The sequence below is a fragment of the Stenotrophomonas sp. 01N47 genome (assembly GCF_056399165.1).
In genome coordinates, this window is record NZ_JBFTQU010000001.1 from 500022 (window position 1) to 520858 (window position 20837).

Here is a 20837-nt window from a genome sequence, read left to right on the forward strand (position 1 = left end):
AAATATTCGATTTCGATGGAGATTCATCCACGCATGGCGTGGATGTGCCAGACAACGGGAAGCTGTCGAAGGTGGGGCGGTGTCGGATTGCGGGGCATCCGCGCCATGGATGGCGCGGCTGAGCCTACAGGGACGTACTTGCGGCGTCCCCGCAATCCGACACCGCACCGCCCTACCTCAGAATGCCGCTGTTGCTTCGGCTGTTGCTGTTGAAGTTGCCGGCCAGCGGCCGGCACTACCAGGTGCTACCGGGCACGGCCCGGCCGCTACAGCCAACGGCCGTCGACCACCACGCGTCGCTCGGCCGGCACTGCGGCCACCGCCGCCGGGCCATGGTCGGCACGCACCGCCACGAAGGTAGCCGGACGACCTTCTGCAATGCCGTACTGCGGCAACCCGATCACCTCCGCCGCATGGGTGGTGACCATGTCCAGCGCCAGCATCAGGTCCGCATCGGTGTAGAAGCCCGACCGATAGCCCAGCAGCATCGCCCGCTGCAGCAGGTCGCCATTGCCATAAGGCCACCAGCAGTCGCGGATGTTGTCGTTGCCGGCAAACACGCGCACACCAGCGTCGTGCAGAGCACGCAGCGGCGGGAACGGATGGTCGCCCGGCGCATTGCTCATGATCGCTACGCCTGCGGCAGCCAAGGCCTCACCCACCTGCAGCGCCCGCGCCAACCGCACCTCGCCCAGCGCATAGGCGTGACTGATCGCCACCCTGCCCTGCAGGCCCGCCGCGCGTGTGCGCGCGGCGATCCGCAGCAGCTGCGCCAGCCCGGTCTCGCCCGGCTCGTGCAGATGGATGTCCAGACGCACGCCATAGCGCTCGGCCAGCCCGAACAACAACGCAAGCTGGCCTTCGGCATCCCCGTCCAGCGTGCTCGGGTCGATGCCTCCAAGCACCTCCACCCCGGCAGCAATCGCCTGTTCCAGAATGGCCGCCGTACCCGGGCACGACATCACGCCGGCCTGTGGGAATGCCACCAACTGGATGCGCATGATGTCGGCACAACGCAGCGCCGCTTCACGCACCGCCTCCAGGTGACGCAGGCCGGTGCTGCCATCGATGTCGACGTGGCACCGCATCGCCACCGTACCGAATCCGCTGCACTGGCGGATCAGGGCCTCGGCACGATCGGCCATGGGTGCGGCGGTGGCAATCGCGGCCTTTTCCACCGCCAGACGCTCGCGCAGGCTGTTCACCGGCTGATGCGGATGCCAGCGGTCGCCGACGAAGCTCTTGTCCAGGTGGATATGGCCGTCGACCAGTCCAGGCAGCACGGTAAAGCCGGTCAGATCGACGCTTTCGGCTCCCTGTGCTGCTGCATTGTCGCCATTGATGCCGAAAAACCGGCCATCACGGATGTGGAAATGCAGCGGGGCACCGTCGCGATCGACGCCACCATGGACGAACTGCAGGGTCATCAGGTTCTCCCGGAAAGCCAACACTGGCGCCATCCTGCCCGCCGCCGCGTCCATCGGCCAACGAAATATCTGCATGCCATGCATTCACCGGCGCGATGAATCCCGTCCGCGACCGTGCGCCGCAGGGACGCCGGATACACGCCTGAACGGGTAACATGGGCACCTGTTTCCGCTGTGATGCCGCATGGGCCCGTCCGACCGCCACGATCGTCTTCGCCGCTGGCAGGCCGCGTCCCTGCTGGCCGCTGCCCCGATCGCCAGCCTGTCCGCCACCGATGCCAGCGCCAGCGCGCCCCTGCAGGCGCCGCCGGGCCAGCAGCGGATCGCCTCGGCTGCGCTGGTGGAGGTACTGCACCAGCGCGTGCTGGCCGGCCAGAGCGCCACCGCCACCCTGGAAAGCTGGTGCGCCGAGCACGGCCTGGCCGAGCAGGCCCGGGTCCGTGCCGTGCGTGTGCACGGCCAGGACAAGACCGCGCCGGCCGACGTACTGCAGGCCCTGGGCGCCACTGCCTCCACGCCCCTGCGTTACCGGCGCGTGCAGCTGGCCTGCGGCAGCCGCGTGCTGTCCGAGGCCGACAACTGGTACCTGCCCGACCATCTCAGCCCGGCCATGAACCAGGTGCTCGACACCACCGACGAGCCGTTCGGGCGCGTGGTCGGTCCGCTCGGCTTCCAGCGCCAGACCGTGACCGACCAGACGTTCTGGCCGCCGCGCGGCGAAGGCGACCATGGTGTGATCCTGGAAGTGCGCGCACTGCTGCGCGACCGCCAGCAGCAGCCTTTCAGCTACGTCATCGAGTCGTACCTGGTGCAGGCGCTGCCGTAACGTTTCATCCGCCCGGCATGTCCCGACCTACTGGGTGGTGATGCCGTTGGCAGCCGGATCGGTGGAGAACACGAAGCGTCCCGAATGCAGGTTCCGGCCCAGGGTGTACTCGGCCGTTGCGAATGCATAGACGGGAGGCGTGTTGCCCTTCCCGAAGGAGCGCGCCCAGGCGCTGAAACCGTCTTCGGTCCGGCTGCGGATCTCGCCGAGGCACAAGCTGTAGCCGCATGCGAACGAGACCACGTCCGTATTCCCGTCCAGCGCCGCAGTCACCGCTGACCTGTACAGCCCGGTCAGATCCTGTGCTTCCGGTTGGCGTGCGGCATCCTGCTCGAATTGGCTGACCGCCTGTGCGAATGCTCTGTTGGAACCGACCACCGCATGGAATCGTTCAACGGACATCGCCCCCTCACTCAACAGGCTGCGCTCGCCGGTGAGGAACGTTCCTTCCGCTGGCTTGGCCGCCGCAGCAATGACTGCAGACCCGGGCGAACCGGGAGCGGTGTGCAAGGATGTCGCAGCAGCGCGTATCGGTGTTGCTGCCTCAACCCGGTCAGCAGGCGCCATCGTGGCATTCTGGGCAGCGGCTGCCGGTGATTCTTCTTTGTTGCTGCAGCCTGCAACTGCGAGCACCACAACCATCAGATGACGAACGTCCATGCGTTGTTTCCTCCCTGCTGATTGGGTGAGCATGCCACTCCATGGCGCTGGAAGCGAAGTGCCACACAAAGAAAGGCCCGGCAATGCCGGGCCTTTCGTTTTTCACCGCTTCATCAACGGAACCGGTAATCCAGCTGCACCCAGAACTGACGGCCATACGGGTCGTAGTTGCCGACCGGATAGAACGGCCAACCGCCACCGTTCTTGTCCGCCGGCGGCCGGCTGTCGCGCAGGTTGTTGACGATCACACCCAGTGTCAGGTTCTCGCCGAACTGGCGGAACACACTGGCGTTGTAGGTCATGTACGGCGCGATGCGGCCACTGCCATCGCTCTTCGGCAACGAGCCATAGCGGTTGCCATAGATCGTTGCGGTCCAATCGCCCTGGTTCCAGGTGATGCTGCCATTGGCCTTGCTGCGCCACTGGTAGTCATCCAGCGAATTGCGGATGTCGCGCACTTCGTCATCGGCGAACTGCTTGTACTCATGCTCCAGCACCAGGGTGTAGGCCAGGCGCGTGGTGAAGCGCCCATAGCGGCCCCCATCGAAGCGCCAGTTGCCCTTCAGGTCGATGCCGCGCACCGACTCCGATGCCGCGTTGATCGGGTTGATCAGTACGCGGGTCACCTGGTCCGGCTGCACGGTGGCAGTGGAGGGGTTGCGGATCACCCGCGACAGCGCGTCCTGGCACAGCGACGAGCTGATGTCGCGCGTTTCGCCGCCGAGGGTGCGGCCCAGCCGGCAATCGGCCTCATCACGCAGGATGCGGCTGGTGTCGAGGCTGGTCACTTCGTTGTCGATGCGGATGTCGTAGTAGTCGGCGCTGAAATCCAGCCCGGACAGTGGCGACCAGACCACGCCGAAGCCGTACGATTTGGCCGACTCCGGCTGCAGCTGCGGGTTGGCGCGGTTGCTGTAGTCGATCGACAGGCCGTTGTAGTCGCAGTTGTCATACGACTGGCCGGCGGTGCGGCAGCGCCAGTAATCGGTCATGCCGGGGTTGTAGCCTCGGGTCTCGGTGGCGAACACATAGTTCATGTCCGGCGCACGGAAGCTGGTGGCCGCGGTGCCGCGGATCAACAGGCTTTCGATCGGACGGAATTCGACACCGAAGCTCCAGGTCGCCTTTCCGATATGCTCGCCGCCGGCGCGGTACTGGTCGTAGCGACCTGCCAGGGTGGTGGTCAGCGACTGCAGCAACGGCAGCTGCAGTTCAACACCGGCCGCATAGCGGTCACGTTCGCCACCAGCACCGATGCCGGCGCTGGTGTTCCAGAATTCGCCGGTGCCCAAGCGCGGGTCCGGGCGATTGCGGTAGCCCTGGCTGCCCGCTTCGACCACCGCGGCCAATGCGGCATCGCCACCGGGCAACGCGAACAGGCGGCCGTTGACCGTCGCGCTGAAGGTCTGCAGCCACGCGGCATTGCGGCTCTCCTGGTAGTCGGACAGGCGGCCGTACTCATCGGGCGTCAACGGCTGGAACAGGCGCGCAGGGTCTGGTGCATAGACCTCCACGCCGTTGCGCACGCCCAGCTGCGGGCCCAGCAGGTACTCGTTGATGCCGGCCAGCAGCACCGGGCGGCGCGTGTGGTTCTCGTAGCGCGAGCGGCTGTAGACCGCCTCGTAGTCCCAGCCGCTGTCGCCGATCTGGCCCCGCGCACCGACGTTGAACGACCACGAGTTTTCCAGGAAGCGGTTCGCATTGCGCGGCAGGCCCCCGATTTCCTCCGGCGCGAAGCGGCGGTACCAGCTCTCCAGGTTGCCCGTGTTCTGGTTGTAGAAGTAGTTGCGTGACGAGGTCCAGGTGGGCGCACGGGTATTGTTGTTGATCCGTGCGCTGCCCAGCGCGACATCCGCAAACAGGTCGGTGGTCTCGTTGACGTGGAAGGTCAGCAGGCCGTAACCGTTGAGGTTGCGCTTCTCGGTCTGCACGGTCCAGTAGCTGGCAGCGGCTTCGTTGCTGCCGCAGTACCAGCCCTGCCGCGGGTTGTTGGCGCGCAGCACGCTGCCACCGTAGATGGCCGAAGCCGCATCGCAGCCGGCGGTGCCCGGATCGATGTTGCGACCGGTGGCTGCATTGCGACGATAGGCGACGGCCGTCGGCTGCGGCGCCTTGCCGGTGGGGTCATCGTCCAGCGAATCCATGAAATCGCGCTGGCGCGCGTGGATCGCCTTGCGCACGTCCAGTTCGAAGCCGAACAGGCCTTCCCAGCGTTCGCCCGAGCTGCCTCCCACCACCTGCACGCGCTGGTTGTCACCACCGCCCTGCTGGGTGCCGCCGGCACGCACGTTGACGTCCACGCCGTCGAAGCGATCCTTGAGGATGATGTTGACTACGCCGGCGATGGCATCGGAGCCGTACACCGCCGATGCGCCAGCGGCCAGCACCTCGATGCGCTCGATCAGCGCGCTCGGAATGTTGGCCAGATTGACCACGTTCACCGAGCCTTCGTAGGCCAGCGGATAATCGGCCTGACGGCGGCCGTTGACCAGCACCAGCGTGCGGTTCGGGCCCAAGCCACGCAGGTTGATGGTGTTCGCCGCCGGGGTGAAGGTGTTGCCGAAGTCCTCGCCCTGCACGTTGCCGGTGTTTTCGGTGAGCGCGCTCAACGCATCGAATGCGTTGCGGTAGCCCTGCGCATCGATCTGCTCGCGGCTGATCACCGTGACCGGCGACGGCCCCTCGACGCCGGCACGCGGGATGCGCGAGCCGGTGACCTTCACTTCCTGCAATGAGGTGGGTGCGCTTTCCTGCGCGAAGGCCGGCAACGAGGCCAGCATCAGGGACGACAAGGCAAGCACCAGCGGACGCGGGCGCAGCGCCAGGGAAGAGGCGGACATGGGCTTCCTGGGGGAGTTGGGCGGGTGGTCCGGGGCGTTGGCGACGGTGCGCGCATAACGATCCCGTAACGAAAGTGTCCTGAACGGATGGTTGCAACGGAAATGACCAGGCTTGATGGCGTTATGCCTGAACCGAATCAGACCGCAGGCAGCGACCGCACTGCATTTGCAACTTCTTTCATTGTTCCCCCTCGGCGGCCTGCGGCATCGTCCCACCCCATGAATCGGTATTTCCCTACTTCCTTGCCACCGCTGCGACCGGTGCTGCGCCGCCACCTCCTGCTGCTCCAGCACGGGCCTGTGGTGCTGCGCCCGCTGCAGCGTTCAGACCTTTCCGCCTGGCGTCACCACTATCGTCAGGTAGAACGCAGCGGCAACCCGCCTGACCATTTCGATGCCGAAGCCCATTTCCTCTGCGGTGTGCAGCGTTCGCAGCTGCAACACGACAACGATCAGCTGCTGCTGGGCAGCTTCGACGCAGCGGGTGAGCTGCTGGACCAGTTGAACCTGCGCCTGCATTGCGCGCATGCGCGCAGCGTTGAACTGCGTTGGCTGCATGCCGCAGGCTGTCCCCAGCGGCGGCAGCTGCACGCTTCGTCGCAGGCGCTGTGCACGTTCCTGTTCGAACAGGTGGGGATCCGTCGCCTGTTCGTGCTGCTGCCGCCCGATGCAGGCAGCGCGCTGGTCGTTACCCTGCAGGCGATCGGCTTCGAGCGCGAAGGCCTGCTGCGCGACCACCATCTGGATATCGAGGGCTGGCAGGACCGCCAGCTCTACGCCCTGACAGCACCTGCCTGGCGGCAACGGCAGTCAGCAGAGAACTAGCGCACCCGCTCCAGCGAAGCATCCGCGCCGGTCAACACGCTGCAGGCATGGTCCTGCAGCTCCTCAGCACTGGCATCGTTGTCGCTGCCGGGATCCAGCTGCGTGGCAAGCAGGATGAAACCCGGCGCGCCATGCACGTCCTCGTGCCCCGCCACCAGCAGGCTCCATTGACCAACCCTGTCCACACCGCTCAGGCCATAGGCCAGCAGGTTGAGGGGATTGGCAGTCAATGCTTCGCCCGGCAGCAGCCGCGCCTGGTACTGATGGCCGCGCAGCCGTACCGGCAGCGGTGCCCACTGCGTGCCGAGGGCCACGCGATTGTCTTCCAGCGCCCGCAGCACGTCGGCGCGCAGGCAATCGACGTGGATGTGCAGCTGGTGCTGCGAACGTCCATGCGGCGAGTTCAATGCCAGGCTGGCGACGCTGCGCGGCAACCGCTGGCCAAGTGCCTGCTCGGTGCGAGTGCGGGCCTGCCAGGCGGCAGCAAAGTAATTGGGTGCCCCGCGCCGATACAACGCGGGACTCTCGATGCCACTGACCTTGTCCAGTGGCATCAGCAGGAACTGATAGCGGCCGTGCGCGTCCTTGACCAGCACGTCGCGGTGATCAACGGCCGGGCGCACCTGCAGGCAATCGCCGCGTGGCGACTGTGCGCCCTGGCAATCGCGTTCGATCAGGCGCCAAAGCGCATCCGAATGGGCCGGTGGCGGCGCAGGGGGCACGCTGGCACAACCGGCCAGCAACAGCAGGGGCAGCAACAGAAATCGCACGGCAACAACTCGCAGGATCAGGCGCGCAGGCAGCGCCGCGCGCCATTCTAGCCAGTGGAATGTGGCAATCAGTAGGTGCCGAACGGCACTTCAACCACGACCGGGGCGCCGGCAGGCAGCAACTGCAGGGTGTACCGGTCCAGTGCGCCGTCATCATCGGCCAGCGGCTGGCGCTGGAACTGCAGGCGATAATGGCCCTCGCCCACGCGCACTTCAGTGCCATCGGCAGCCAAGGCGGCGGCGTCGGGCAGCAGCAGCCCGCCCAGGTCGCTGTAGGCGCCGGCAACATCGGCGAAACCATAATCGGCCAGTTCATCCACCCGCTGCATCGCATAGACATGCGGCAGATACGGGCGCGCGGGGCTGCGGCCGTTGCTCAGATCGGTCACCCCGGCCTGCGGCAGGTGGTACTGCTCGCGCAGCGCGGCAACACCCAGCGACTCGCTGGCCACCTGCAGGCAGCACACCGTGCGCTTGCCTTCACGGTCGAGGATGGCGAAGCGATCACCACGGGTTGCGGCCTGCGGCAGCATCGCGAACGCCAGGTTGCGCTGCGCCGGCTGGTAACCAGCTTCGGTCTGCAGGTTGCGCCAGCCACCAAACACCGGCGCTTCGGCCGCGGGCGCTGGCGTCGGTTCGGCAGCCATGGCTGCCACTGCCATGCAGAGCAACGACAGTACTGCCATCGCCTTCACTGCGTTCTGCCTGCCACGGAAACTGCCTGACCTCATACCGGACCCAACACCTGCACCGGAGTGGCCCGGCCTGCCCGCCGGCACGTTGCCGGCAACGCCGGCCACTATGCAGTGCGGCGGCCGCGCGGGCAATGACCCGAACGCTGCCGGGTTTCGCGCGGTCAGTGCTATCGTGCCGCCAATCCCCTGCGCAGGAGCGCCCGCATGACCATCCGCCTGACTCTGTTGCTGCCCGCCTCGGCCTTGTTGCTGTCGGCCTGTGTCAGCACTCCCGGCCCGGAGGTCAAGGGCAGTGGCCGCTGCGATGCCAGCCAGCTGGGCTGGGCCATCGGCCAGCCGGCCAACGAGCCGAACATCCGCCGCCTGTCCAGCGAAAGCGGCGCCGGCATGGTCAACCCCATCGGCCCGGCCACCATCACCACCAAGGACATCCGCCAGGACCGCCTGCGCGTGTTCGTGGACAAGGACAACATCATCACCGCCACCCGCTGCGAGTAAGCGCGTCACGGCCGTTGCGCAGAGCCGGGCATGCGCCCGGCTCCATGGCTCAGGGCTCGGTGTAGGCCGAGCACTCCGGCAGCGGCTGGTCCGGTTGGTACGCCCCTGACGTGAAGCGGAAGGTGCGCGTGTAGCTGCATTGCGCATCCTGTTCGGTGCGCAGGTCCTTCTTCGTCAACCGCCCTTTGGCCAGCGAGTCCCGCTGCGGTGATACCCCGGCCGGATAGTTGGTGGCCCCGGTCTGGTAGCGCAGTACGGGCATGTCCTGCGCTTCGGCCGCCAGCGCAAGTTCCGCATCGAAGCTGTACTCGTCATGGCAGGCGCCGGCGCGCTGATCAAAATCGCGTTCGCTGAAACAGGCCCGGATCATCTTGTTGGCCGACCACGCAACGGACAGCACGTCGGCGTCCACCTGGATGCCATCGTCGAGATGACGGATGCGCGCCAGGTGCAGGGTCGATGCGCTGGCACCGCCACCGGAATACATCGCACGGGCCTCCACCAGACCGCCGACGAGCACGTTCTGCAATGCGGCCTGTTGTGGATCGGCCACGGCCTGAGCTGCCCCGGGACCGGGAGCCAGGCGCACGATGAAGGGCCAGACCCGCAGGTCGCCATCGTCAACCACGTCGATGGGCACGTAGCGCATCTGCGGCTCGCCTTCAGCATCCGCGCGCTCGGCAACTTCCAGCGAGGCTGGCCGGTCTTCGCCCGCTGAAGGCAGCGCCTGCACGCACCACTGGCCATCAGCAGTGCAGTAGCGCTCCGGGCCGTCCGGCCCCTGCCCGCCCTGCAGCAATAGCGCTTCAAGTCGGTTGCCTGCGGCATCGTGTTGAACGGGTGCGGCAGCCTCCGCAAGCAGCGGAGCGGACAGCAGCAGCGTGCTCAGCACGGTGCGAATAATCGTTCTCTGCATCGCAATTCCTGCGCATCGGTGCGTGCCTAGGGAACACGGATGGTAACGCAGAGAAGAACGGGCTCCCCGAATCAATTTCCGATCACGTCGCGAGCAATGCAGGGAGCCATCAAGAGAGCGAAATCCAAGGCTATCCGCTGATGCTACGCAGAATCGCAGGAGGAGCAAAACCATCATCGGCCATGGATTGCAGGTCGCCGTCATTCCAACGCGACTGTTGGATCCACCCCAAGGCCTTCGCCACAAAATCATCAAAAGTACGTGCGAGAAGATATTTCGTATCTTCGTCGGCGCCAAATGCAATCATCTGACCCTCAGCCCCTCCCGCATCCGGATCGAAGTCCAGGCCATATGATTTCCACCACCATCATGCGTGAGCGGTATCCAGCGCGCATTCGTGTACATGGCCTTCACCACCCCAGGAGGGCTAGCCCCCATGAACTCAGCGCAGTCTTCGTTCATCCCGTCAGCCTCGATCTCCCGCCATCCCTGCCACTGTCGCAGGATCTCCGCTATCGAGAGCATCTGATTTCCGAAAAGAAGCCCGAACCCATCCTGTCCGTCGTGAATCATCAGCATCTGCTTCAGCAGATCTGGCAGAACAACTCCCAACTGGGACTCCATCTCAATCAATTCACTTTCGGAAGCTCCTGGCCGTAGCTGCATCTCATCAAGACAGTTCTTCTCGAAAAGCGATACTTTGATGGAAAGCCATATTTCATTTGCGCTCTGCATCGATCCTGTATCCGTCTCAGGCAAGGGCTAAGGCTAATGCCAAGGCGATGAGTCTGGAATACAAAGAATCCGAATTTTCGACGCGTTTGCCATCAGTGCCCGTCACAGTCGCAGCCACCCCAGCCCTTCGCCTTCGATGTCTGGCCGATGCCGGGGTTGAAGGTATTGCTCGGGTCCAGCGTGCGGTAGAAGCCGGCCAGCGCCGGCTTGGCCGGATACAGATGACCGACATTGTGCTCGGCCGGGTACTCGGCACCGCGGCGGTCCAGCAACGCCCACATCGCGTGCTCGATGGCCATCGGGTCTTCGCCCTTGCGCGCGATGTAGTCCTGGTGGAACACGTGGCACAGGAAGTGGCCGTAGTACAGTTTGTGCAGCAGGCGGCCATCGATATCAGCCGGCAGCTGCTCGAACCAGTCGGCGTCATCGCGGCGCAGCGCGATGTCCAGCGCGACGATGTCCTGCACCTGCTCGCGGTGCACTTCGCGATAGCGCACGGCGGCACCGGCCACGGCGAAGCGATGCAGGAAGGCCTTGCGTCCTTCGTCCGCCGTGCAGTGGAAGTAACCACCTTCGTGATCGCTGAAGAAGCTGCGCAGCCACGTCTCGGTGGCGGCCGCATCCTGTGCGGAAACCTTCAGCAGCAGATGATGTTCGTAACGCTGGCGGAACTCGCCCATGCGCTTGGGCAGGTGCGAAGGCAGCAGACCGGTCAGCGCCTGCATCACCCGGTCGGTGACACCACGCAGGCCGAGCCGTTCGAACCAGCCATCGACCCGGCTCTTCAGCGCGAACGCGGCCGGCACGCGCGCGGTGCCGAGCTTGTCGATCAGCAGGAAACTGTCCTTGCCGTAGCGCTCACCGATGTCATAGGCATCACGGTGGATGTACTCGCCGGCGATAGGCAGGCGCTCGAAGCCGGTCAGCAGCTGGCGGCGGATCGCGGTCAGGCTGTCGGTGCGGTTGCTGCCGATATAGAAGACCTCGGCGGCCTCCTTCTCGAAGGTGTCCAGACGCACCGCGAACACGGCCAGCTTGCCGGCAGATCCGGCCGCCTCGAAATGACGGCTGGGATCGGCATTGAAGCGTGCCGGCGTATCTGCATCCACCTTGCGTACTTCCTCGGCGTAACGCGGATCGGAGGCGGCGCGGCCCTCCCCGTTGCTGACATCTGCGGCGCGGTAGTCGCCGTCCTGCAGGCGTTGCAGGATCTGCTCGGGCGTATCACCCAGCGCGATGCCCAGATGGTTGACCAGCTGCAGTTCGCCCTGTGCGTCGACCTGCGCATACAGTGCCAGCTCGGTATAGGCCGGGCCACGGCGTACCAGTGCGCCACCGGAGTTGTTGCAGATGCCGCCCAGCACCGAGGCGCCGATACACGACGAGCCGATCACCGAGTGCGGCTCGCGACCCAGCGGTGCCAGCGTCTGCTCCAGACGGTCCAGCGTCGCGCCGGGCAGGCACAGTACCTGGCGGCCTTCGTTCAACAGCTGGATGCCGGCCAGGCGCAGGGTGCTGACCAGCACGATCGGCCGGCCGTAGTCGTCGCCATCGGGGGTGGAGCCGCCGGTCAGGCCGGTATTGGCTGCCTGCAGGATGATCGCCGCGCCGCCCTGCACCGCCGCCTGCAGCACCTGCCACAGCTGCAGCAGCGTGCCCGGGCGGACTACCGCCAGCACCGGGCCGTCGCCGAAACGATAGCCGCGACGGAAGCGACGGGTGGACTTGTCGCCGGTCAGCACGTGGCGGTCCCCCACCGCGGCACGCAACTGCGCCAGCACCGCGTTGCGATCACTCATGGCAGGCGCACCAGCGAATCACGGCCGATATCGGCGATGCGGTGCGCGCCGGTCAGGGTCATCGCCACGCGCATTTCCTTGGCGATCAGGTCCAGCAGGTTGGCCACGCCGGCCTCGCCCTGCGCGGCAAGCGCATAGACGAAGGCGCGACCCAGCAGCACGGTATCGGCGCCCAGCGCCAGCATGCGCACCACGTCCAGGCCGGTGCGAATGCCCGAGTCGGCGAGGATCTTCAGGTCGCCCTGCACCGCATCGGCGATGGCAGGCAAGGCACGTGCAGTGGACAGCACACCATCGAGCTGGCGGCCGCCATGGTTGGAGACCACGATGCCATCGGCGCCGAAGGCGACTGCGTCACGCGCATCGTCCGGGTCGAGGATGCCCTTGATCACCATCGGGCCCTTCCAGAACTCGCGGATCCATTCCAGATCCTTCCACGAAATGGACGGATCGAAGTTGCTGCCCAGCCAACCGATGTAGTCCTCCAGGCCCGTAGGGTTGCCACGGTAGGTGGAGATGTTGCCAAGATCGTGCGGGCGTCCGCGCAGGCCCACGTCCCACGCCCAGCGCGGATGAGTGATCGCCTGGCGGATACGGCGCATTGCAGCATTCGGGCCACTCATGCCTGAGTGTGCGTCGCGATAGCGCGCCCCGGGTACAGGCATGTCCACGGTAAACACCAGTGTGGTCACACCCGCCGCCTGTGCGCGCTCCAGCGCGTTGCGCATGAAACCACGGTCGCGCAGCACATACAGCTGGAACCACATCGGGCGCTGGATCGCCGGCGCGACTTCTTCGATCGGGCACACCGACACCGTGGACAACGTGAACGGAATGCCACGGCTGTCGGCCGCGCGCGCCGCCTGCACTTCGCCACGGCGGGCATACATGCCGGTCAGACCGACCGGGGCCAGCGCCACCGGCATCGCCAGTTTCTCGCCGAACAGCTCGGTTTCCAGGCTCAGGTCGGACATGTTGCGCAGGATGCGCTGGCGCAGCGCGATGTCTGACAGATCGGACACGTTGCGCTTCAGCGTGTGCTCGGCATACGCGCCGCCATCGATGTAGTGGAACAGGAACGGCGGCAGCCGACGCTCGGCTGCTGCACGGTAATCGGTGGAGGCGGAAATGATCATGGGTTCAACCGTGTGGGGAAGGCAGGCGCGAAGCCCGCGTACGCCGGGCTTCGTTGTCATCAAGCGTGCGCAGCGTGGTGTGCACGAACTCGAGGTGGGCATGCGCGGCGGCGCGCGCACGTTCGGGGTCGCCGGCCAGCACCGCATCCATCATTTCGCGGTGCTGGTCGGACAGTGGCGAGAAGGTCCTGGCCGAGGTGTACAGCTTTTCACGGCTCTGCGAGATGTTGGTCTGCAGCAGCTCGAACAGACCGCGCATCACCTGCAGCAGCACCAGATTGTGCGATGCCTCGGCGATGGACAGGTGGAAGGCCGCATCGGCTTCGGCTTCACCGGTGGGGTCGTCCTTGCCATGCGCGTCCATCATGGTCTGGAACGCCTGGGCGATACGCGCACGATCTTCGTCGGTAGCGCGCAGCGCCGCGTGCCAGGCGGTGGCGCCTTCCAGCGCGTGGCGGATTTCCAGCACGTCGAAGCGATATTCCGGGTCGCCCTGGAACAACGGCAGGTACGGCACCAGGGGCTCATCCAGCGCCTGCCGCGCACGTGCGGCGGGCTCGCTCACATAGGTTCCACCACCCACGCGTGCGGTCAGCAGACCGTGGCTGGCCAACTGTGCAATGGCCTCGCGCAACGCGGTGCGCGAGACCCCCAGCTGAACCGCCAGCGTGCGTTCGGCCGGCAGCCTGTCGCCCGGCTGCAGCTGCCGTTCCTGCACCAGCGCACGCAGCTGCGCGGCCACCTTGTCCGAAACCCGTTGTGTGCTCATGGCGCCATTGTGGCCCGAAGCACGCCGCTGTTGGTCGGCCTGTTGTGCATGCTCAGGGAATCATCCAGGTCAGCCAGTAGGCCTGGGCCAGGGTGATCAGGCCGACCATCGTGGTGAAGATCAGACTGTGCTTGACGGTGAAGCGGAACAGGTCCGATTCCTTGCCGGCCAGGCCCACCGCTGCGCAGGCAATGGCAATGGACTGCGGCGAGATCATCTTGCCGGTGACGCCGCCGGTGGTGTTGGCCGCTACCAGCAGCACGTCGGACACGCCGATCTGCTGCGCGGTGGTGGCCTGCAGCGCCGAGAACAGTGCGTTGGACGAGGTATCCGAACCGGTCAGGAACACGCCCAGCCAGCCCAGGAACGGCGAGAAGAACGGGAACGCCTTGCCCGTGTGCGCCAATGCCAGCGCCAGTGTGGCCGACAGGCCCGAATAGTTGGCGATGAAGGCAAAGGCCAGCACCATGCCGATCGAGAAGATCGGCATGCGCAGTTCGCGCACGGTTTCACCGAAGGTCTGCAGCGCAGCCTTGGCCGGCATCCGCAGCGCGATGATCGCGATCACTGCCGCCAGGATGATCGACGTGCCGGTGGCCGAGAACCAGTCGAACTTGTAGACCGCCTCATAGCTCAGCGGCGCATCGACGATCGGCGGCATCTTCTGCACCATCTGGTCCAGGCCCGGCACCGGAATCTTCAGCACCCAGCCTTCAAGCGGGCCACCGGCTGCGAACAGCGACTTGAACGGCTTGATGCTCCACACGGTGACCATCGCAGTGAGGATCAGGAACGGCGACCACGCCTTGGCGATCTGGCCGACGCTGTGGCGCGGCGCCTCCATTGCCTGTGCGGCCGCCTCAGCGCTGGTTTCGGTATCGAAGCGGAAGATCCGTACCGGCTTCCAGCGGCGCAGGAACAGGGTCAGGCAGACCAGCGACGCCAGCGAGGCGGTGATGTCCGGCAGTTCCGGGCCGATGAAGTTGGAGGTCAGGTACTGGGCGATGGCGAACGAACCGCCTGCCACCAGCACCGCCGGCCAGGTTTCCTTGACGCCGCGCCAGCCGTCCATGATCGCCATGATCCAGAACAGCACGATGACAGTCAGGAACGGCAGCTGGCGGCCGGCCATCTGGCCGATCTCGAAGGCATCCAGGCCGGTCACCTGCCCTGCCACGATGATCGGGATGCCCATTGCGCCGAACGCTACTGGCGCGGTGTTGACGATCAGGCACAGGCCGGCCGCATACAGCGGCTTGAAGCCCAGCCCGACCAGCAGCGCGGCGGTGATTGCCACCGGCGCACCAAACCCGGCTGCACCTTCCAGGAAGGCGCCGAAGGCAAAGCCGACCATCAGCATCTGCAATCGCTGGTCCTCGGTGACCGACAGGATCGAGGCACGGATGATGTCGAACTGGCCGGTCTTGACCGAAACCTTGTACAGGAACACCGCGCCGATGATGATCCAGGCGATCGGCCACAGGCCATAGACGAAGCCGAAGCCGGCCGCGCCCAGCGCCTGCGCCACCGGCATGCGATAGAACAGCAGCGCCACGGCAAGCGCGATGGCCACCGTGATGGTACCGGCGATCCAGCCCTTCATGCGCAGCACGGCCAGGGCGATGAAGAAGAAGGCGATCGGCAGCAGCGCGATCAGGCTCGACAACCACAGGTTGCCGGCGGGGTCGTACACGTGTTGCCAGGGCTGCATAGGGCTCTCGACAGGAACAGGAGGTTCCCCACCGGGTGGGGGCGTCGGGCCCGCCATATATTGGTCGTACCACATTGACCAACAATCGGACCACAGGCGCGAATTGAACCTCCAATCCTGCCGACAGCCTATTAGACCATAGGGCTATACGGAATTATTGGTAGTACCATTTAGCGATTACAACTTCTTCTCCACCCGCCGTATCAACGCCAGCACCAGCACGCACAGTACGCTGACACCGAGCGCGATCACGTACTTGCCGATGCCCACGGCAATACCGATGGCCGCGGCCATCACCAGCGAACTGGCGGTGGTGAGCCCGCTGACCTGGTCTTCGCGATTGCCGCGCAGGATGGTGCCTGCGGCAACGAAGCCCACGCAGGCCACCACCGCTTCGATCAATCGCACCGGGTCGACCTGCAGCAGATCGCGGTAGCGTTCCTGCTGGAAGTGTTCGGCCACCGAATCACCGAGGCCGACGATCAGCGCAGCGGCACCGGCAATCAGCATGTGCGTGCGCAGGCCGGCAGCGTGCTTGCCCATCTCACGTTCAACGCCCAGCACGCCGCCAAATACCATGGCGGCGGCCACGCGCAGCAGAATGGACATGTCCTGGGTAAGTTCCATGGGGAGGCTCCGGAAGTTTCCCGGAGCGTTGCTCGGCGGCCGTGGGACGGGGGTGAAGGCGATGGCACGCCCTCTTCACCGGGCGATGCCGCCTTGTTCCATGCAACGGGAGTTGCCGGCCAGCGGCCGGCACTACTGCGCCAGATAACCACCGTCGATGGCGTAGTAGGCACCCGTCGCGAACGAGGCATCGTCGCTGGCCAGCCAGGCGACCAGCGCGGCCACTTCCTGCGGCGTTCCCAAACGCTTGAGTGCGTGCCGGCCCTCCAGGGTGGCACGCACTTTGGCGTCCATCTTTTCCAGCAACGGCGTGTTGATGAAGCCCGGGCCCACCGCATTGATGCGGATGCCATCGGCAGCGTGCTCCCATGCAGCCGTCTGGGTCAGGCCGACCACGCCGTGCTTGGCCGCCGCGTAGGCGGTCGAACCGGCATACCCGACCTGGCCCAGGATGGAGGCCATGTTGATGATGCTGCCGCCGCTGCCCGCCGTGCGCATCGCCTGGATCTGCGCCCGCTGGCACAGGAACACGCTGGTCAGGTTCACATCGACCACGCGCTTCCAGCCATCGATGGGATAGTCGCCGCTGCTTGCCGCTGGCCCGCCGATGCCAGCGTTATTCACTGCAACATGCACGCCGCCCAGTTCCTTCACCGTGCGCTGCACCGCCGCTTCCACCGCCGCCTCGTCGGTGACATCCAACGCGACACCGATGGCCTCGGCCCCCTGGTTGCGCAGCGTGGCCACCGTGGCATCCACCGCATCCTGCTTCAGGTCCCACACCGATATGCGCGCGCCCGATGCAGCGAGCGTTTCAGCTACCGCCAGGCCGATACCGGATACACCGCCGGTGACGATCGCGGTTTTTCCGTTGAGTCGGTAATCAATCATCTGTGGTCTCCATCTGTTGGGAAATCGATGCGGACAGAACCGTCCGACCTCACCGACACTACGCCCTTCGTCGTGACGAAAGCGCTGCATGCGTGATACTTGCGCGCGTGCCCGCCACCTGAGCTCCCATGCGTACAGCCTGCGTTCCACTTTCTGCCGATGCCGAACGGCGGCTGGATACCGATTCCTGCCTGCCTGGCCACCTGTACGAAGTGATGCTCAGCGATGCCACGGTCGATCTGCTGTTCGACAGCGGCTTCCTCACTACCCTCAATACCCGGTTCGGCCTGCTCTTTGACCACTACGAAGACGAATCGATCACCCGCCCCGAGCAGTTACAGTACGCACGCGCATTGCTGCGCGATCTTCAACTTGGCCGTAAATGCCAATCGATTGACCCGTTGGATATCGCATTCGGGCTGGCATTGGAGAAAATGACAGGAATCTATTTCCAACTCTGAAAGCGCAGGACCGATCCGCGCTGCAGGTGCACGATGGAACGTGCGGGCACATCGTCGCCGGCACCCATCATCTATGGTTGAGCGCCGAGCGATGTCCCGATATTTCACGTTTGCCGATTACCGCCGTTTTGGCCAGCGACACGGCTATGACTACCGTGCCGATCCAAGCCAGCTGCGCGAAGAACAGTGGGCCGGTCACGGCGACCTGCACGAACAGACCCTGCGCGGCGGCATGAGCCTGCTCGCATCGGATGTGCACAACCGCATCGCCTACACCGCCACAGCGCACGAACGGCCCGGCCTGGTCATCCGCGTGATGCTGCAGGGCCAGGTCGACGTGCAGGTTCCCAACCGCAGTGACTTCAGCCTGCGCGCAGGCACCGCAGTGACCACCAGCCACCGCGACCATGTGGCAATGGTCGGCGTCCATCCGGGCAATATGCGCCTGCGTGGCATCAGCCTGATGGTGCCAGCCGATCTGGACCCGGACCTGCTGCGGCAACCGCAATTGCAGCGGGCATTGGGTTCACACATGGAATGCAGGCACTGGGCCATTCCGCACGCGATGCTGCCGCCTCTCGCGCAGCTGTTCGACAGCCCCTGGCAGGACGGCCTGGATGCGCTGTGGCGCGAGGGCATTGCCCTGCAGTTGCTGTCCACCGGCCTGCAGGCCGATGATCTGCACGCCGAAGGTGCGCGTGCGCTGCGCAGTGGCCAGCGGGCGCGGCTGGAGCGCGTACGGACGTTCCCGCACGACGACCCTGGCCATGCGCACAGCCTGCTGGAACTTGCCCAACTGGCCTGCATGAGCCCCAGCGCACTGCGCCGGCACTTCGTCCAGGAGTATGGTTGCTCGGTGTTCGACTACCTGCACGAACAACGCATGCGACATGCCGAGCAGGGCCTTCGCGAATCTGGCTGGAGCGTGGAACAGGCGGCTGCGGAAACCGGCTATCGGCATCCCAGCAACTTCGCTGCCGCATTCCGCAAGCGCTTCGGGCTGGTGCCCAGCCGCTGGCGCACCGGCCCTTCGAAGGTTGGTTGAAGCGCATCTGCCCGGGCAGGTGTCGACCTTGGTCGACACGCTTTCGCACCATCGCGTTGCCGGCCAGCGGCCGGCACTACCCACCCGGCGCTACCGACATCGCGCGACCGGGGTAGCGCCGGGCCGTGCCCGGCGTCATCCCCTCTGTCTCAGTACACCGGCAGTTCGATGTAGCTGGCCTGCGCGGCGCTGTGCCATACCCGCTGCGTGGCCTTCTGGTAGTCACCCGGCTTGGCCAGGTAGATGTTCGGCACGTAGGTCTGTGGGTTGCGGTCGTACAGCGGGAACAGGCTGGACTGCACCTGCACCATCACCCGGTGGCCCTTCTGGAAGGTGTGGTTGGCGTTGGGCAGGTCGAAACGGTACGGCAGCACCTGGTTGGCCGCCAGCGCCTTGGGGTCGCTGAAGCTCTCGCGGTAGCGGCCGCGGAAGATCGCCAGCGACACCGGCAGCTCATAGCCGCCCATCTCCGGCGTCGATGCTTCCTGATCGGGATACACGTCGATCAGCTTCACCACCCAGTCGCTGTCGGTGCCACTGGTGGACGCCTGCAGGTTCACCACCGGCGTACCTCCGATACGCAGCGGTGCGGTCAACGGCTCGGTGATGAAGGTCAGCACGTCGGGGCGGCCATCGACGAAGCGCTGATCCTTGACCAGCCAGGTGGTCCACATGTCGCGGTCGCCAAAGCGCACCGGGCGCGGTACGAACGGCACCGGCTTGGACGGATCAGACACGTATTCCTCGAAGTCGCCCTCGCCTGCCGCCGGCGCCTGGAACGCCAGCTTGCCTCCGGCACGCAGGTACAGCGGCTTGCTGTTTGCCGCGCACGCCTTCTCGCAGCTGCGCGGCCAGCCCTGCAGGCGGTCCCAGTGGTTTTCACCGGTGTTGTAGATCAGCACCGGTGGCGTATCGGCCTTCGGCGCGCCATCCACCAGGTACTGGTCGAAGAACGGCTTGAGCACGTCGCGGCGGAACTGCAGCGCGGTATCGCCATCGAATTTCAGCGCCCCAAGCTGGCTGCCGTCATAGTTCACCTGGCTGTGCCGCCACGGGCCCATCACCAGGTAGTTGTGGGTGTTGCCGGTGTCGCGCCCTTCCATCGCCTGGTAGGCGTGGTTGGCACCCCACATGTCTTCCTGGTCCCACAGGCCCTGCAGCCACATGGTCGGCACCTTCAGCGGCGTCTTCGCCATCACCGCATCCAGCGCCTGGCCCTGCCAGAACGCATCGTATGCGGGGTGCTGTACCAGCTTTTTCCACCAGGTCAGCTGGTCCACACCGGTGAAGCGGGCGTAGTCGCCGGCCGAGCCGATGCGCAGGAAAGTGCTGTAATCGTCGTAGCCCAGCGACGGCAGCGGCGTGCCCTTGCCACGCTTCTCGGTCTGCATCGCAAAGTAGTTGAAATTGACCTGGCGGAAGGCGCCGTAGTTGAGCCAGTCGTCACCCATCCAGCCATCGACCATCGGGCTCTGCGGCGCGGCCACCTTCAGTGCCGGGTGCGGATCGGTCAGCGCCATCACCACGGTGAAGCCTTCGTACGATGAGCCGAGCATGCCGACCTTGCCGTTGGTCTCCGGCACATGCTTGACCAGCCAATCGATGGTGTCCCACGCATCGGTGGAATGATCGACCTTGGTACCGTTCAGTGGCCCACGCAGCGGCCGGGTCATCACGTAATCGCCTTCGGAACCGTACTTGCCACGGATGTCCTGGAACACGCGGATGTAGCCGCCATCGACGAACACTTCATCGCCCTGCGGCAGCAGATCGCGCATGCGCGGCGAATCGCTGCGGCTGGCGCGGCCGGCGGCGTCGTACGGCGTGCGGGTCAGCAGGATCGGTGCATTGCGGGCGCCCTTGGGCACCACGATCACCGTGTACAGCTTGGTGCCATCACGCATCGGCACCATCACCACGCGCTTGTCGTAGTCGCGGCCCACATCGGGGGCGACGAAGGGTTTTCCGCTGATGTCCGGGGTCATCGGCGGCGTGTCGGCGGCCAGCACGGCGCTGGACAGGCTCAGGGCTACGGCAACAGCAACGGCACGCACACGCATGGACATCACCTCCCGGCAGGAAAGGCCCCAGCCTACTCCCGTAGACCCCGGCAAAGCGTGTGCCTGCTTTGCATTCTGCGGCGTTTACAGGCAGGACTGATGGCACATGTGCGGTCTGCCGCCGCTGCGCTCGCCGGGCCATGCCC

At 65.6% G+C, this 20837-nt stretch carries 20 protein-coding genes; 5 read left to right on the plus strand and 15 right to left on the minus strand.

The genetic code is table 11. The annotated features are described in order from the left end of the window. Positions 1-266: 266 nt before the first annotated feature. Complete coding sequence (locus AC1DKR_RS02240) at positions 267-1427, minus strand: amidohydrolase family protein (RefSeq protein ID WP_478031207.1); 1161 nt, start codon at positions 1425-1427, stop codon at positions 267-269. A 184-nt stretch (positions 1428-1611) separates the two neighbouring features. Here AC1DKR_RS02240 and AC1DKR_RS02245 point away from each other — a divergent pair, with 184 nt between their 5' ends. After that, positions 1612-2253 (plus strand): hypothetical protein, encoded by a 642-nt coding sequence (locus tag AC1DKR_RS02245; RefSeq protein WP_059064427.1) that lies wholly within the window; start codon positions 1612-1614, stop codon positions 2251-2253. A 27-nt stretch (positions 2254-2280) separates the two neighbouring features. Here the strand turns inward: AC1DKR_RS02245 and AC1DKR_RS02250 are convergent, their stop codons facing one another. Both AC1DKR_RS02250 and AC1DKR_RS02255 read right to left on the minus strand, forming a co-directional pair. Beyond that, complete coding sequence (locus AC1DKR_RS02250) at positions 2281-2913, minus strand: hypothetical protein (protein ID WP_478030834.1); 633 nt, start codon at positions 2911-2913, stop codon at positions 2281-2283. A 113-nt stretch (positions 2914-3026) separates the two neighbouring features. Continuing rightward, positions 3027-5753, minus strand: a complete 2727-nt coding sequence (locus AC1DKR_RS02255; RefSeq protein ID WP_478030836.1) for a TonB-dependent receptor domain-containing protein — start codon at positions 5751-5753, stop codon at positions 3027-3029. A gap of 300 nt (positions 5754-6053) precedes the next feature. On the opposite strand from AC1DKR_RS02255, the gene AC1DKR_RS02260 reads away from it, so the two are divergent. Next, the gene (locus AC1DKR_RS02260; protein WP_478030838.1) at positions 6054-6578 is read left to right on the plus strand and encodes a GNAT family N-acetyltransferase; all 525 of its coding nucleotides are present in this window, start codon (positions 6054-6056) and stop codon (positions 6576-6578) included. On the opposite strand, the gene AC1DKR_RS02265 is transcribed toward AC1DKR_RS02260, so the two are convergent. Continuing rightward, the gene (locus tag AC1DKR_RS02265) at positions 6575-7348 is read right to left on the minus strand and encodes a CDP-diacylglycerol diphosphatase (RefSeq protein ID WP_478030840.1); all 774 of its coding nucleotides are present in this window, start codon (positions 7346-7348) and stop codon (positions 6575-6577) included. The two genes, AC1DKR_RS02260 and AC1DKR_RS02265, sit on opposite strands and share 4 nt — an antisense overlap. A 68-nt stretch (positions 7349-7416) precedes the next feature. Continuing rightward, positions 7417-8079, minus strand: coding sequence for a decarboxylase (locus tag AC1DKR_RS02270; protein ID WP_478030842.1), 663 nt, complete (start codon positions 8077-8079; stop codon positions 7417-7419). Between the two features lie 168 nt (positions 8080-8247). Between AC1DKR_RS02270 and AC1DKR_RS02275 the strand changes: the two genes are divergently transcribed. Continuing rightward, positions 8248-8541 (plus strand): hypothetical protein, encoded by a 294-nt coding sequence (locus AC1DKR_RS02275; protein ID WP_025878511.1) that lies wholly within the window; start codon positions 8248-8250, stop codon positions 8539-8541. 49 nt (positions 8542-8590) lie between these two features. Here AC1DKR_RS02275 and AC1DKR_RS02280 read toward each other — a convergent pair whose 3' ends face one another. The 9 genes from AC1DKR_RS02280 to AC1DKR_RS02320 form a co-directional block, all read right to left on the minus strand. Then, positions 8591-9457: a hypothetical protein gene (locus tag AC1DKR_RS02280; protein WP_478030844.1), complete on the minus strand. Its 867-nt coding sequence runs from the start codon at positions 9455-9457 to the stop codon at positions 8591-8593. 130 nt (positions 9458-9587) lie between these two features. Further along, positions 9588-9764 (minus strand): hypothetical protein, encoded by a 177-nt coding sequence (locus tag AC1DKR_RS02285; RefSeq protein WP_478030846.1) that lies wholly within the window; start codon positions 9762-9764, stop codon positions 9588-9590. Next, a complete protein-coding gene (locus AC1DKR_RS02290; protein ID WP_478030848.1) occupies positions 9761-10192 on the minus strand; it encodes an SMI1/KNR4 family protein in 432 nt (143 codons plus the stop codon). Before AC1DKR_RS02290 ends, AC1DKR_RS02285 begins: the two co-directional genes overlap by 4 nt. A gap of 92 nt (positions 10193-10284) precedes the next feature. Then, positions 10285-11991, minus strand: a complete 1707-nt coding sequence (gene dld / locus AC1DKR_RS02295) for a D-lactate dehydrogenase (protein ID WP_478030850.1) — start codon at positions 11989-11991, stop codon at positions 10285-10287. Beyond that, positions 11988-13127, minus strand: coding sequence for an FMN-dependent L-lactate dehydrogenase LldD (gene lldD, locus AC1DKR_RS02300; RefSeq protein ID WP_478030852.1), 1140 nt, complete (start codon positions 13125-13127; stop codon positions 11988-11990). The genes dld and lldD overlap by 4 nt, the downstream gene beginning before the upstream one ends. 4 nt (positions 13128-13131) lie before the next feature. Continuing rightward, positions 13132-13896, minus strand: a complete 765-nt coding sequence (gene lldR / locus AC1DKR_RS02305; RefSeq protein ID WP_100460307.1) for a transcriptional regulator LldR — start codon at positions 13894-13896, stop codon at positions 13132-13134. Between the two features lie 52 nt (positions 13897-13948). Further along, on the minus strand, positions 13949-15607 hold the full coding sequence (gene lldP, locus AC1DKR_RS02310) for an L-lactate permease (RefSeq protein ID WP_478030854.1): 1659 nt from the start codon (positions 15605-15607) through the stop codon (positions 13949-13951). Between the two features lie 177 nt (positions 15608-15784). Next, positions 15785-16234 carry an MgtC/SapB family protein gene (locus AC1DKR_RS02315; protein ID WP_032975262.1) on the minus strand — a complete coding sequence of 150 codons (450 nt, stop codon included), beginning with the start codon at positions 16232-16234 and terminating at the stop codon, positions 15785-15787. 132 nt (positions 16235-16366) lie between these two features. Then, positions 16367-17125, minus strand: coding sequence for an SDR family NAD(P)-dependent oxidoreductase (locus tag AC1DKR_RS02320; RefSeq protein ID WP_025878504.1), 759 nt, complete (start codon positions 17123-17125; stop codon positions 16367-16369). A gap of 128 nt (positions 17126-17253) precedes the next feature. Here AC1DKR_RS02320 and AC1DKR_RS02325 point away from each other — a divergent pair, with 128 nt between their 5' ends. After that, a complete protein-coding gene (locus AC1DKR_RS02325; RefSeq protein ID WP_312108752.1) occupies positions 17254-17586 on the plus strand; it encodes a hypothetical protein in 333 nt (110 codons plus the stop codon). Between the two features lie 91 nt (positions 17587-17677). After that, positions 17678-18631: a helix-turn-helix transcriptional regulator gene (locus AC1DKR_RS02330; RefSeq protein ID WP_478030857.1), complete on the plus strand. Its 954-nt coding sequence runs from the start codon at positions 17678-17680 to the stop codon at positions 18629-18631. Between the two features lie 149 nt (positions 18632-18780). Here AC1DKR_RS02330 and AC1DKR_RS02335 read toward each other — a convergent pair whose 3' ends face one another. Continuing rightward, positions 18781-20691, minus strand: coding sequence for a CocE/NonD family hydrolase (locus AC1DKR_RS02335; RefSeq protein ID WP_336029121.1), 1911 nt, complete (start codon positions 20689-20691; stop codon positions 18781-18783). Between the last annotated feature and the right edge of the window lie 146 nt (positions 20692-20837).